This is a genomic window from Bartonella sp. AU55XJBT, from assembly GCF_028618525.1.
Genome location: NZ_JAQITC010000001.1, coordinates 104,561 through 118,205 on the forward strand (window position 1 = coordinate 104,561; position 13,645 = coordinate 118,205).

The window sequence follows — 13,645 nt, forward strand, 5'->3', positions numbered from 1 at the left end:
ATTAATCTATTCCGCATGCCAATAAAATCTTTAGTGACTTTACCAGATCCGATTTTACGGGAAGTATCCAAACCCATCGACCAAGTCGATACAGCTCTCCAGAAGCTCGCGGATGATATGCTCGAAACTATGTATAATGCTAAAGGTATTGGTCTTGCTGCTATTCAAATTGGCATACCACTACGCATGTTGGTTATAGATGTCTCTGGAAATTCTGAAGATAAGCAGAAAAAGCCCTTTGTTATTATCAACCCTGAGATTTTATGGCTTTCAGATGAGCGCAATATTTATAAAGAAGGTTGTCTTTCTATTCCTGACTATTTTGCGGAAGTTGAACGCCCTAAACGCCTGCGTATTCGCTATCAAAACCGTGAAGGAAAACAGACAGAAATTGAAGCAGATGACCTCTTGGCAACTTGCTTACAGCATGAAATGGATCATTTAGATGGGCGTCTTTTTATTGATTATATCTCAAAAATCAAACGCGATATGGTGATACGAAAATTTAAAAAACGCGCAAAAGAAAAAAATACTCAGGAAGCAATTTTGTAATGGCATTACGGTTGAGTTTTATGGGAACACCGAATTTTTCTGTTCCCATTTTGCATGCTTTATTGGATGCGGGGCATGATGTTGTTGCTGTTTATAGTCAACCTCCTCGCCCAGCAGGGCGTCGTGGTCTTAAACTCATCCCCTCACCCGTGCAAAATGCAGCAGAAGAAAAATCTATTCCTATCTTTACGCCTCAAACACTCAAAACAGCCGAACAGCAAGCCCAATTTGCAGCATTTTGTGTTGATGCTGCTGTTGTGGTTGCCTATGGACTCCTCTTACCGAAAGCTATTCTTGAAACACCGCGTTTTGGATGTTTTAATGCCCATGCTTCGCTTTTACCACGGTGGCGTGGTGCTGCACCTCTCCAGCGTGCGATTATGGCTGGAGATAAGGAAACGGGGATAATGATCATGAAAATGGATGAAGGGCTTGATACAGGGCCTATTGCCCTCTCACGCTCTATTCCCATCACTGATACCACCACCACAGATGAACTTTCAAATAAGCTTTCATATATCGGTGCAGAACTTATGATAGAAGCTCTATCAACTCTGGAAAAAGGACAACTCAAACTGACTCCCCAATCAGAGGAAGGCATAACCTATGCTGCCAAAATTAAAAAAGAAGAAACCCGTATTGATTGGACAAAACCTGCAGAAGTTATTCATAGGCATATTCGTGCGCTCTCTCCCTCTCCTGGCTGCTGGTGCAATATGAATATCGGTGGACGAGAAGAACGCGTAAAAATTCTTGGAAGTTGTTTAATAAAAGGTCCTTCTCTTGAAATTGGGCGGATAGAACCAAATTCTTTGATTGTCCATTGTGGACAAGGGCGCCTTGAAATAACCCATCTACAAAGATCTGGTGGTAAAGTCCTTGAGAGCGCAACTTTTTTACGAGGCGCTCATATTTCTGCTGTTTTTTAATATGCCCCGTTTTAAACTTACTCTTGAATATGATGGATCAAATTATGCTGGCTGGCAGCGTCAAACAAAGCTTCACACGATACAAGGAGCTCTTGAACAAGCGATTTTTCGCTTTAGTGGAGAACAATTAACCATAACAACAGCAGGACGAACAGATGCAGGGGTGCATGCGACAGGACAAGTTGCGCATGTTGATTTCATAAAAAACTGGCCTTCATATACTGTACGGGATGCGCTCAATGCTCTTTTGCGTCAACAGAGAGAAGCCATTTCAATTTTAAACGTAGAAAATGTCCCTGATGACTTTGATGCACGATTTTCTGCTATCAAACGCCATTATCTTTTTAAAATTCTCAATCGTCGCTCTCCACCAGCCTTAAATGCCAAACGTGTGTGGTGGTTGCCAAAGCCTCTTGATGCTGAAGCGATGCATGAAGCCGCTCAAAAGCTTGTAGGACAACATGATTTTACAACTTTCCGTTCAGCACATTGCCAAGCCAAAAGCCCTATTCGAACCCTTGAACGCCTCGATGTGCAAAGAGAAGGTGAAAAAATCTTCCTTTATGCGCAAGCCCGCTCTTTTCTTCATCATCAAATTCGTTCATTTGCAGGAAGCCTCATGGAAGTGGGGATTGGACGTTGGACAGCTCAAGATCTTGAAGCAGCTCTTCATGCTAAAGATCGTAAACGTTGTGGTGTTGTTGCTCCCCCTTCAGGACTTTATTTAACCAAAGTAGAATATTAACTGTCTCACAAAAATGGCTTTTTCAAAAGAAATTAAGGCAATTTATAAAAAGAACGAATTTCTTTGAAAGCTTCTGCTGCTGTATTGACAAATTTCACCAAATTAACATCCGTAGGAGCGATTGTACCTTGCGAAGCCAAATATTCAAGATTGATCGCATTGCTCCAAAATTCTTTGCCAAACAATAAAATTGGTACCTGTTTCATACGTCCTGTTTGTATTAAAGTTAACGTCTCAAACAACTCATCCAAAGTCCCAAATCCTCCAGGAAAAATAGCTAATGCTTTTGCCCGTACTAAAAAATGCATTTTTCGCATCCCCAAATAGTGAAAATTGAAACACAAATGCGGAGAAATATATGAATTAGGCTCTTGCTCATGCGGTAAAATAATATTCAAGCCAACCGTTGGCGCACCAACATCACAAGCACCACGATTTCCTGCTTCCATAATCCCTGGTCCGCCTCCTGTGACAACCACAAATTCACGGTATTCTGTTTTTGCCGAATAGAGGGAACACAAACGTGCAAATTCTCTTGCTTCATCGTAATAATGTGACATAGCGCACAAATTTTTCTTTTGTGTTTCATTTTTTGCAGCCCACGCTGCTTGCCCAGGTTCAGGAATACGTGCACCACCGAACAAAACAACTGTTGATTGAATATTATATTCTTTAAGTGTTATTTCCGGCTTTAAAAATTCAAGACCAATACGTTGTGAACGCAGCTCTGGACGCATCATAAAATCTTGATCGATATAGGCTAAACGATAAGTCGGAGAACACATTTGCGCTGAATTAGAGACTTTATGGATCTGTTGTAGAGCTTCCTTCGTATGAAGAAGGGGAGTCCAATTTTCTCGTTCTTCTTTTCTTTTTTCTTTACAGCCCTTTTTCATGCACCTGTCCTACTTTCTCATCGTTTTATTGACTGAAAACATTTCTTCGCGTAGGTCATAGAGAATAAATCTTGAAGCTTTCAACTTGTTTAACGGAACTTTCGTCATGACCCATCTCACACAACTTGAAATCATTATCGAAAAAGCATTTGATGATCGCGATTCTATTAATACTACCACAAAAGGTGAAATTCGTGAGAGTGTCGAACACACATTGAACCTTCTTGATAAAGGTGAAATCCGTGTTGCAGAACGGCAAAAAAATGGACAATGGCATGTTCATCAATGGTTGAAAAAAGCTGTTCTGCTCTCTTTTCGCCTCAATACCATGCAAATTATTGCTGGTGGAATCAATGGAACACATTGGTGGGATAAAGTTCCCTCAAAATTTTCTGGTTGGAAAGAAGATGATTTTCAAAAAGCGGGGTTTCGTTCTGTTCCTGGAGCGATTGTACGCCATTCTGCCTATGTTGCACCAAACGTCATACTCATGCCATCCTTTGTTAATCTTGGTGCCTTTATTGATGAAGGAACAATGATTGATACATGGACAACCGTTGGTTCTTGTGCACAAATTGGTAAACATGTTCATCTTTCTGGTGGTGTTGGGATTGGAGGTGTTTTGGAACCTCTGCAAGCAAATCCAACAATCATTGAAGATCATTGCTTTATTGGTGCACGCTCTGAAATTGTTGAAGGCTGTATTATTCGTGAAGGGACTGTTTTAGGAATGGGAGTCTTTATTGGGAAGTCTACAAAGATTATTGATCGTACAACAGGGGAAATTTTTATCGGTGAAGTACCAGCCTATTCGGTTGTTGTTCCAGGATCTCTCCCTGGAAAACCACTCCCAAATGGTGAAGCAGGCCCAAATCTTTATTGTGCTGTTATCGTAAAACGGGTTGATCAAAAAACACGAGAGAAAACATCCATTAATGAGCTTTTACGTGATTAGACACACTGTTAATTTATAATGATCATTCATTGTTTTTCAACTTGAATAACACTATAAAATACAAGGATTCTCTTATTTTAAATCCTTTCATGATGAATCTAGTCATTCTCATTTCCTTGCACGTTACAAATGCCGTTAGTGTAGGGGAAAAAATACTTTAAGAAAAAAGCAAAAATGCCTTTAATGAATTCTCTCAAGTGCCAAGGATTATCATAACATTTTGCACTGGAAAAAAGTATGATGGGTGAACCTTGTGTCTTTATGAGGCGGAAAGAAAGTGATGCCAAATGGTGGGTTTTATATCATTCACAATCGATTTTGCATTATACCTTTCACGGTCCCCATTATAAAACGGAGTTTGATACAGTGAGAGATGATTCTTTAAAACAAGAACGTAAACGTGCAACACAAATGTATTTTGTTTAAAATATTCTGTTTTACGTGAGAAACATGACACTATCACGCAAGACACAAAAGTGTGAAACACTTTACAATCTCCATTTAAAAGTGTTCTTAAAAAACTGAACTCATCGACAAAAGCAAGAGCGCGATCAATGAGAGAAAATGTTTCTTTTTTCATCATTTATTCATTTTAAGCGCTTGAATAAAGGCCGACTGAGGAATTTCTACCTTTCCAAATTGGCGCATCCGCTTTTTACCTTCTTTTTGCTTTTCCAAAAGTTTGCGCTTACGCGTTACATCGCCTCCGTAACATTTCGCTGTTACATCTTTACGCAAAGCACGAATCGTTTCGCGCGCTATAACTTTACCACCAATAGCTGCTTGAATTGGAATCTGAAACATATGCTGGGGAATAAGATCTTTCAGTTTTTCACACATGGAACGCCCGCGCTTTTCTGCAATCGTGCGGTGCACAAGCATCGACAATGCATCTATAGACTCTCCATTCACCAAGATAGACATTTTAACTAAATCCCCCTCTGCATAATCCGTCATCTGATAATCAAAAGAAGCATACCCCTTTGAGATTGATTTTAGGCGATCATAAAAATCAAAAACCACTTCATTGAGTGGTAAATCATACGTCACCATAGCACGCGTTCCAACATAGGATAAACCAACCTGTATTCCACGCCGCTCTTGGCACAGCTCTAAAATTGACCCAAGATAACTATCAGGAGTCATGATTGTCGCTCGGATCCACGGTTCTTCGATAGAAGAAATTTTAACCACATCAGGCATATCCGCTGGATTGTGCAACTCTTTAACAGAACCATCATTCATATTCATGCGATAAACAACTGAAGGTGCCGTCGCGATTAAATCCAAATTAAACTCACGCTCTAATCGCTCTTGAATAATTTCAAGATGAAGAAGTCCCAAAAAACCACACCGAAAACCAAACCCCAAAGCTGCAGATGTTTCCATTTCAAAAGAAAAACTCGCATCATTTAAGCGTAATTTTCCCATGGCTGCACGCAAATCATCAAAATCGGCAGCATCAATTGGAAAAAGTCCACAAAAGACAACGGGTTGCGCAGGCTTAAAACCTGGCAAAGCATTTTCACAGGGACGACGCTCTTCAGTAATCGTATCGCCAACCCGTGTATCGGCTACCTCTTTGATAGAAGCAGTGATAAAGCCAATCTCGCCTGGGCCTAATTCATCAATCTGCACCATTTTAGGTGTAAAAACCCCAACGCGCTCAACAGGATATTTTGCCCCTGTCCCCATCATACGAATGGTTTGGCCTTTTTTTAACACTCCATCAATGACTCGTACCAAAACGATTACACCAAGATATGCATCATACCAGCTATCAACCAACATTGCTTTCAAGGGATTTGCACCATCGCCTGTACGTGGAGGTGGTAATTGTGTAACAATTGCCTCCAAAACATCAGGAACACCCAAACCTGTTTTTGCTGATATTTCTACCGCTTGAGATGTATCAATACCTATCACATCTTCAATTTGTTCTTTAACACGCTCAGGTTCTGCTGCTGGAAGATCAACTTTATTGAGTACAACAACCAATTCATGCGAATTATCAATAGCTTGATAAACATTTGCTAATGTCTGTGCCTCCACCCCTTGACTCGCATCTACCACCAACAGAGAACCTTCACACGCTGCCAGTGACCGCGAAACTTCATAAGCAAAATCCACATGACCTGGTGTATCCATAAGATTTAAAATATAGGTTTCACCATTCTTTGCTTTATAGTGCAAACGTACCGTTTGTGCCTTAATGGTAATCCCACGTTCACGCTCAATATCCATGGAATCAAGCACTTGTTCTTTCATCTCACGTGTGTCAAGCCCCCCTGTTATTTGAATCAAACGATCCGCTAAAGTGGACTTGCCGTGATCAATATGCGCCACGATGGAAAAATTACGAATATAATTACGATCTATTGTCATATAAGGCGATTTAGCAAAGAATAATACAAAACGCAAAGACCAATTATGTCTTATCTAGAACCTTTCAAAAGAATATTAACCAAAAGAGCTTCTCAAAACATGAACTTCTCATAACCTAAAAAATAAGGCTTTTATCTACTAAATTAAATACCAAAGGGACCTAAAATGATCTTTTTGCACCTTGTTTGATGACTCATCGGCTGGATAAGCCGGTATGTGTTCCATCACACACTTTGCCAACCTCCAATGTTGCGATAGTCCTTAATATTTGAAAGAATTTATAGAAGGCATGCCGTTTTTATGCAATTTTAACCACATGGTTCCCGTTTATGACATGTAAGCAAATGATTTGGATTAATTTAATATGAAAAACATTTGAAATGAGAAAATTTTAACAGTCTTCAGAGTTCTAACTCAATATGAATAATGTTATATTATCATTATAAATCAATATGTTGCATGAACATCGGGTGAACGCGTATATCACTTAAACTTTCGATAAAATTTGCGAGAAATGCTTTTTATTTGTATGCAATAATTTGCCTTTTTAGCAATCTTATATAAAATAAGTGTGTGTTGAAAGGGATCGTCTTCTTTTTAACGTTTAAAACTGTAGAAATAAGCTCTATTGTATAGAGTTTTTATGTATTTTTTGTACAACTCCTTTCTTCCTCCATTAAAGATAAAAACATCAACTCTCTTCGATCAATTGGATAATACATTGATTTATAATGAATTAATTATTGTTTTGCAATTTAAATGAAAACGCTGCAAGCAAAAAACGCATGCAATAAAATCATGATAGAAAAGGTGCATCGCTAATCAATTTTTTCAATTGCTTTATTTTTTTTACGCCATTGTGAAGGTTGTAATTCAGCCACAATGATCCCAATCAAAATCAGTAAGCCGCCTAATAAAGCTAAAGGAGATAAATGCTCTCCAGCCAAACGCCCAACAATACCAGCCCATACCGGTTCACCTGCATAAATGAGTGTCGCACGCGTAGGGGAAATAGACTTTTGTGCCCAATTCATAGCCAATTGAATAATAGCACTCATTAATGCCAATCCCATACCAACACTAAACCATACCCACGAAAATGCAGGAATGCTTTCACCCATCAAAGGCATACAAGCAAATGAAAAAAAACCACTAAAGAATAACTGAATAATGGTCACACGCCGACTATCAACCTTGTTGGCAAAAATTCCGATGAGTATGACTTCTCCAGCAATCGCTAAAGCGCCCAACAAAGTCAAAATTTCACCTTTTGAAAAATCAAAACTTCCCGGCTTTTGTCCTGAAACAAGGACAAGCCCAATAAAAGCGAAAATAATACCAACCCAACAGGCAAAACGGGGAGGTTTTTTAAAAACAATCCATTGCAAGATTGGAACCATCGGAACATAAAGCGCTGTGATAAAAGCCGACTGACTACTAATAATCGTTTGAAGTCCAGCTGCTTGAAAAGCATAACCAAAAAACATGGATAAACCAATTGCCATCCCAGCGAAAACTTCATAAACAGTTATACCTTTTATAGAGCGCCAAAAAATTGCTCCACATATGAGAGATGCAACAATAAAACGAAATCCAACAAAAAACAGAGGACCGCTATAGCGTACCGCAATGTGAATGACTAAAAATGTAATCCCCCACAATATTGTTGCAGCAAATATTGCCAATTCTGGTTTACTTAATAAAGGATATTTAAACTGTTTTATATTCGTCATGAAAGGCCTTCTTCTCCAATTTTCCGCACAATTTATGAAACAATAAGCGTTCCAACTCCCTGTTCGGTAAACAGCTCTAGTAAAACAGAATGAGGGGTTTTTCCATTTAAAATGACAACACCTTCCACACCATTTTGAAGGGCTTTCACACAAGTTTCTACTTTTGGAATCATGCCTCCTGAAATTGTTCCATTTTTGATAAGTTTCTCAGCTTCAGAAACCGTCAATTCTTTTAAAAGTTTGCCCTGTTTATCCAAAACACCAGGAACATCCGTGAGGAATAAAAGACGTTTTGCCTCTAATGCACCAGCAATAGCTCCAGCAAAAATATCAGCATTAATATTATAGGTTTTACCATCCCGACCTGGAGCCACAGGAGCAAGAACTGGTATCATTTCAGAACATGCTAAAAGATCCAGCAATGTACGATCCACTTCAACAGGCTCACCAACAAAACCCAAATCTAAAACACGTTCAATATGCGAATCAGGATCAATGACAGTTCTATAAGCCTTTTCGGCAAAAACCATATTGCCATCCTTACCGCACAGCCCTATTGCCCATTCACCCTCAGCATTGATGAGAGCAACAATTTCCTTATTGATGGAACCCGCTAAAACCATTTCAACCACTTCAACGATCCGCTCATCGGTTACCCGTAAACCGTTTTCAAATCGTGATTCAATCCCCATTTTCATTAAAATTTCAGCAATCTGAGGCCCTCCACCATGAACTACAACAGGATTAATCCCCGATTGCTTTAATAGAGCAATATCACGCGCAAATGCTCGTCCCAAAGCAGGATCACCCATAGCATGACCGCCATATTTTACTACAACCGTTTCATTTTCGTATTTTTGCATATAAGGTAAAGCAGACGATAAAAATGCTGCTTGTTTTTCCAAAACATCTACAGCCCCGTTTTTAGCATCATCCATTAATAGAGCCTCCTCATCATTTTTTACCCTCTCTTAAGTAGAATTTAGGAAAAATGAAAACAATAAAACAAAGCTTTATTCTATCTTTCCCCCTGAAAATCATCAATTTCCCTGTAAATTACGAAAAAGTAATAACGAGATGAAACAAGAAAACAACTTCCTCAAATAAAATTAATAGCAAAAAATTAAACAAAATAAGCGCAAAAAAAACGCCACTATTTTATGATCTTATGTATAAAGTTGAAAAGCAAAACTTTTAAGCTACGCTGTACATTCAACTCACGAGTTTACCCTTATCGGTAATTAACAATGAATAGAAGTATATACAAGCATTGATTTTATAAGATAAAATTAAAATTTTCTTATAATAATAAAATCAATAAATTACCGACATAGAAATCGCTCAATTGCTTTATTTATATCTTATCTAAAATAGAACCTATAAAATCAATCATGAGAAATTACATTATTCGAAATAAGATAGATTGCCTAACAGCTTTTTTAGCCTTACTTGATAAGATTTTGCCATTTTAAAATTTCTTATTATGGAGCTTTTAAAAAGAGTTTTGAGTAAAAAATCACAGACAAGAAAGATAAACACAAAATTTGGGACCTTTCCTTTAAAGAAAAAGGTTCTTAAGAGGTTTTGCCTGTAAAAAAATCTGGATTCTTACTGGATTGGTTCCACCTGATAGTCGCTCATGTGATTTATTCACATAAGACTCTACGAACAAGCCTCATAACCTCCCACTTCTAAAAAAACACTTCATGTGCACAAGAGGCTTACATAGCTTGTATTACCCCCTGAAATGATGATTTTTTATGGCACAAAAAGATAAATGCCGTTAACACTGGAAATATTTCAGTCATTCAATGCATCCTTCTATGGATAAGCCCTTTTTAAAATGTTATAGACATTCAAAAGAAAGACTTATCCATAAAATGTAAAAAACTCTGCGCAGCAGGAGCTTACACTTAAATTAATTGTTTCTCTTTTTTCTTTTCAAACCAAAAGAATGCTTCTCAAAGATGATAAGACAATCGAAAGTTTAATGAAAATAACCTTCCTAAAATGTTTTCTCATTTACTCTGAAAACATTCACCTATTTTAACCAGAAATATTTTCAAAAAATTCTTTCATCCGTGAAAAAAAACCATGTGATTGTGGTGAATTCTCATGATTGGAAAGCTTTTCAAATTTTTGCAATAGTTCACGTTGTTCTTGCGTAAGTTTCTGCGGTGTCTCAATCGTGATATGGATATAAAGGTCACCCCTTGCTTGCTGACGACGCAACATGGGCATGCCTTTGCCTTTAAGGCGGAATTGACGTCCATTTTGTGTCCCTTCTGGGATCTTAACACGTGCTTTAACACCATCAAGGTCAGAAACTTCAAACTCTCCTCCTAAAGCCGCTGTTACCATCGAAATAGGAACGCGACAGTGAAGATCTGCTCCTTCTCTCTGAAAAAATTCATGCGGTTTAACGGAAAGAAAAATATAAAGATCACCATTGGGACCGCCACGAATACCAGCATCACCCTCACCAGAAAGACGAATACGTGTTCCATCTTCAATACCAGCTGGAACATTCACGCTTAATGAACGTTTTTTCTCTACGCGTCGTGTCCCCTGACATTTGGGGCATGGATCCGTAATCGTTTCACCACGTCCATGACATGAAGGACATGTTCGCTCAATAGAAAAGAAGCCTTGTGCAGCACGCACTCGACCAGATCCATGACATGTCCCACAAACTTGCGGACTAGAGCCCTTTCTCGCTCCTGAACCTTCACAAACATCGCACGTAACGGAACTAGGAATATTAATTTCTGCAGTTTTTCCTGAAAATGCCTCTTCTAAAGTCACTTCCATATTATAACTCAGATCTGCACCACGCTCGCGACCATCACCACGCTTACGGTGTGCACTTCCCATCATCTCACCAAAAAAATCCTCAAAAATATCAGCAAATCCACTACCGGCAGCAAAACCGCTAAAAGGATTGCCTCCCCCTTGACCACCGCTATTTTCAAAAGCCGCATGACCAAATCGGTCATAAGCAGCACGCTTTTGGGGATCTTTAAGAACTTCATAGGCTTCGCCAATTTCTTTGAATTTTCGCTCTGCCTCTTTATCCCCGGCGTTGCGATCAGGATGATATTGCATTGCCAACTTACGAAAAGCAGATTTCAATTTTTTATCATCACATTCACGAGTTACGCCAAGAATTTCATAATAGTCAACCTTCATCATGTATTCCTGATAGTTTTTCTATCATCCATCTTTATGGATAATATCGCTTTTAATTTATATTTTTAGCAACAAACTTGCAACTTATCTCAAATAATAAAGCCCAGCCTTATATTTCAAAGGCCGGGTTTATAAATTAATCAACACATATGCTGACACTATTTCTTCTTATCATTAACTTCTTCAAAATCAGCATCGACAACATCATCATTCTTTGTCTCTGTTTCAGTGTCAGTGCTCGCTGTTTGTGACGCTTCATACATCGCCTGCCCAAGCTTCATACTGACTTCTGCTAATTTTTGCATCTTTGTTGTTACTTCTTCCGTATCACTGCCTTCAAGCGCAGATTTCAAATCAGATATTGCTGTTTCAATCTGTCCCTTTTCTTCAGCTGATACTTTATCGCCATATTCATTGAGTGACTTTTCCGTTGAATGAATAAGAGCTTCCGCTTGATTTCTGGCTTCAACACCTTCACGGCGTTTTTTATCCTCAGCTGCGTGCTCTTCCGCATCCTGCACCATTTTTTCAATATCAGCATCACTTAAACCACCCGATGCCTGAATACGAATTTGATGCTCTTTACCAGTTCCTTTATCTTTGGCCGAAACATTAACAATACCATTCGCGTCAATATCAAAAGTAACTTCAATTTGAGGTATACCACGCGGTGCTGGGGGAATACCAACAAGATCAAATTGAGCCAATAACTTATTATCACTGGCCATTTCCCGTTCACCTTGGAAAACACGAATTGTTACAGCACTCTGGTTATCATCAGCTGTTGAAAAAACTTGCGATTTTTTCGTCGGGATCGTGGTATTGCGCTCAATGAGACGTGTGAAAACACCCCCCAATGTTTCAATCCCCAAGGATAAAGGGGTTACATCTAGCAGCAACACGTCCTTAACATCGCCTTGTAAAACGCCCCCTTGGATGGCAGCACCCATCGCAACCACTTCATCAGGATTAACACCTTTGTGTGGATCCTTGCCAAAGAAGTTCTGCACAACTTGCTGAATCTTAGGCATACGTGTCATACCGCCCACTAAAACAACTTCGTCAATCTCACCAGCCTTTAATCCAGCATCTTTCAACGCAGCTTTACAAGGCTCGATGGTACGCTGCACTAAATCGTCAACGAGAGATTCAAATTTTGCCCGAGTTAGCTTCATTGTTAAGTGCTTGGGACCTGATTGATCTGCCGTGATAAATGGCAAATTGATTTCTGTTTGCTGTGATGAAGAAAGCTCAATCTTTGCTTTTTCTGCCGCTTCTTTTAAGCGCTGTAAAGCAAGTTTATCATTCTTTAGATCAATTCCTTGCTCTTTTTTGAATTCATCGGCAAAATAGCCAACCAAGCGCATGTCAAAGTCTTCACCCCCTAAGAATGTATCTCCATTGGTTGATTTAACTTCAAAAACGCCATCTCCAATTTCAAGGACTGAAATATCAAATGTACCACCACCAAGATCGTAAACAGCAATTGTTTTGCCGTCCTTTTTGTCCAAACCATAAGCTAAAGCAGCAGCAGTCGGCTCATTAATAATCCGTAAAACTTCAAGTCCAGCAATTTTACCCGCATCTTTAGTTGCTTGACGTTGTGCATCATTAAAATAAGCAGGAACAGTAATAACTGCTTGCTCAACTTTTTCACCAAGATAAGATTCAGCTGTTTCCTTCATCTTTTGCAAAATCATCGCTGAAATTTGCGATGGAGAATATTTCTTACCTGCTTCTTCAACCCATGCATCGCCATTGTCACCTTTAACGATTTTATAAGGCACAAGTGCTTTATCCTTTTCAACCATAGGGTCATCAAAACGGCGCCCTATCAAACGCTTCACTGCAAAAACTGTCCCTTCAGGATTTGTTACCGCCTGACGTTTAGCAGGCTGTCCAACAAGCCGCTCTCCCCCATCCGTAAAGGCAACAACGGAAGGTGTTGTCCGCGCTCCTTCTGAGTTTTCGATAACTTTTGCGTTTTTGCCATCCATAACAGCCACACAAGAGTTCGTCGTCCCCAAATCAATACCAATTACTTTTGCCATATTATAATCTCCATTCAGCAAGCTACCTCAACCTTCATAAAGCATCTTTTTAAGATAGCTCCTCATAACACTCAAAGCCCGTATTCTGCTTCAAGCAACATAAATAATAACAAACCGCAAGTCACAACAAGCCTCGCTGTCTCGTATATAAGAACAGGATTTTATTGCTACAAGAGAATAATGAGAGAAACATCTCCAAAATAAAAAATT

Annotated in this window: 11 protein-coding genes; 5 read left to right on the forward strand and 6 right to left on the reverse strand. The window is 39.1% G+C overall.

The genetic code is table 11. From position 1 onward, the window contains the following. Positions 1–15 precede the first annotated feature (15 nt). The 3 genes from def to truA are packed head-to-tail and all read left to right on the forward strand — an operon-like array spanning position 16 to position 2,226. Positions 16–552, forward strand: a complete 537-nt coding sequence (def, locus tag PVV70_RS00375; RefSeq protein ID WP_273757441.1) for a peptide deformylase — start codon at positions 16–18, stop codon at positions 550–552. Beyond that, the gene (fmt, locus tag PVV70_RS00380) at positions 552–1,481 is read left to right on the forward strand and encodes a methionyl-tRNA formyltransferase (RefSeq protein WP_273757442.1); all 930 of its coding nucleotides are present in this window, start codon (positions 552–554) and stop codon (positions 1,479–1,481) included. The genes def and fmt overlap by 1 nt, the downstream gene beginning before the upstream one ends. Before the next feature lies 1 nt (position 1,482). Continuing rightward, complete coding sequence (truA, locus tag PVV70_RS00385; RefSeq protein WP_273757443.1) at positions 1,483–2,226, forward strand: tRNA pseudouridine(38-40) synthase TruA; 744 nt, start codon at positions 1,483–1,485, stop codon at positions 2,224–2,226. Between the two features lie 32 nt (positions 2,227–2,258). Here the strand turns inward: truA and PVV70_RS00390 are convergent, their stop codons facing one another. Further along, positions 2,259–3,122: an LOG family protein gene (locus PVV70_RS00390; protein ID WP_273757444.1), complete on the reverse strand. Its 864-nt coding sequence runs from the start codon at positions 3,120–3,122 to the stop codon at positions 2,259–2,261. A 106-nt stretch (positions 3,123–3,228) separates the two neighbouring features. Here PVV70_RS00390 and dapD point away from each other — a divergent pair, with 106 nt between their 5' ends. After that, positions 3,229–4,077 (forward strand): 2,3,4,5-tetrahydropyridine-2,6-dicarboxylate N-succinyltransferase, encoded by an 849-nt coding sequence (gene dapD, locus PVV70_RS00395; protein ID WP_273757445.1) that lies wholly within the window; start codon positions 3,229–3,231, stop codon positions 4,075–4,077. 237 nt (positions 4,078–4,314) lie between these two features. Further along, positions 4,315–4,503 carry a hypothetical protein gene (locus PVV70_RS00400; protein ID WP_273757446.1) on the forward strand — a complete coding sequence of 63 codons (189 nt, stop codon included), beginning with the start codon at positions 4,315–4,317 and terminating at the stop codon, positions 4,501–4,503. Between the two features lie 153 nt (positions 4,504–4,656). Here the strand turns inward: PVV70_RS00400 and lepA are convergent, their stop codons facing one another. From lepA to dnaK, 5 genes are all read right to left on the reverse strand, one after another. Continuing rightward, entirely contained in the window at positions 4,657–6,462 is a 1,806-nt protein-coding gene (gene lepA, locus PVV70_RS00405; protein WP_273757447.1) for a translation elongation factor 4, read from the reverse strand. 818 nt (positions 6,463–7,280) lie between these two features. Beyond that, a complete protein-coding gene (locus tag PVV70_RS00410) occupies positions 7,281–8,195 on the reverse strand; it encodes a DMT family transporter (protein WP_273757448.1) in 915 nt (304 codons plus the stop codon). A 32-nt stretch (positions 8,196–8,227) separates the two neighbouring features. After that, positions 8,228–9,133, reverse strand: coding sequence for an acetylglutamate kinase (gene argB, locus PVV70_RS00415; RefSeq protein ID WP_273757449.1), 906 nt, complete (start codon positions 9,131–9,133; stop codon positions 8,228–8,230). 1,108 nt (positions 9,134–10,241) lie between these two features. Further along, positions 10,242–11,384, reverse strand: a complete 1,143-nt coding sequence (gene dnaJ, locus PVV70_RS00420) for a molecular chaperone DnaJ (RefSeq protein ID WP_273757598.1) — start codon at positions 11,382–11,384, stop codon at positions 10,242–10,244. A 158-nt stretch (positions 11,385–11,542) separates the two neighbouring features. Beyond that, complete coding sequence (dnaK, locus tag PVV70_RS00425; RefSeq protein ID WP_273757450.1) at positions 11,543–13,435, reverse strand: molecular chaperone DnaK; 1,893 nt, start codon at positions 13,433–13,435, stop codon at positions 11,543–11,545. Positions 13,436–13,645 lie beyond the last annotated feature (210 nt).

Bases quoted from the DNA above. Each gene is read 5' to 3' on its own strand.
- def (WP_273757441.1), top strand. From the start codon at position 16: ATGCCAATAAAATCTTTAGTGACTTTACCAGATCCGATTTTACGGGAA.
- fmt (WP_273757442.1), top strand. From the start codon at position 552: ATGGCATTACGGTTGAGTTTTATGGGAACACCGAATTTTTCTGTTCCC.
- truA (WP_273757443.1), top strand. From the start codon at position 1,483: ATGCCCCGTTTTAAACTTACTCTTGAATATGATGGATCAAATTATGCT.
- PVV70_RS00390 (WP_273757444.1), bottom strand. From the start codon at position 3,122: ATGAAAAAGGGCTGTAAAGAAAAAAGAAAAGAAGAACGAGAAAATTGG.
- dapD (WP_273757445.1), top strand. From the start codon at position 3,229: ATGACCCATCTCACACAACTTGAAATCATTATCGAAAAAGCATTTGAT.
- PVV70_RS00400 (WP_273757446.1), top strand. From the start codon at position 4,315: ATGATGGGTGAACCTTGTGTCTTTATGAGGCGGAAAGAAAGTGATGCC.
- lepA (WP_273757447.1), bottom strand. From the start codon at position 6,462: ATGACAATAGATCGTAATTATATTCGTAATTTTTCCATCGTGGCGCAT.
- PVV70_RS00410 (WP_273757448.1), bottom strand. From the start codon at position 8,195: ATGACGAATATAAAACAGTTTAAATATCCTTTATTAAGTAAACCAGAA.
- argB (WP_273757449.1), bottom strand. From the start codon at position 9,133: ATGGATGATGCTAAAAACGGGGCTGTAGATGTTTTGGAAAAACAAGCA.
- dnaJ (WP_273757598.1), bottom strand. From the start codon at position 11,384: ATGAAGGTTGACTATTATGAAATTCTTGGCGTAACTCGTGAATGTGAT.
- dnaK (WP_273757450.1), bottom strand. From the start codon at position 13,435: ATGGCAAAAGTAATTGGTATTGATTTGGGGACGACGAACTCTTGTGTG.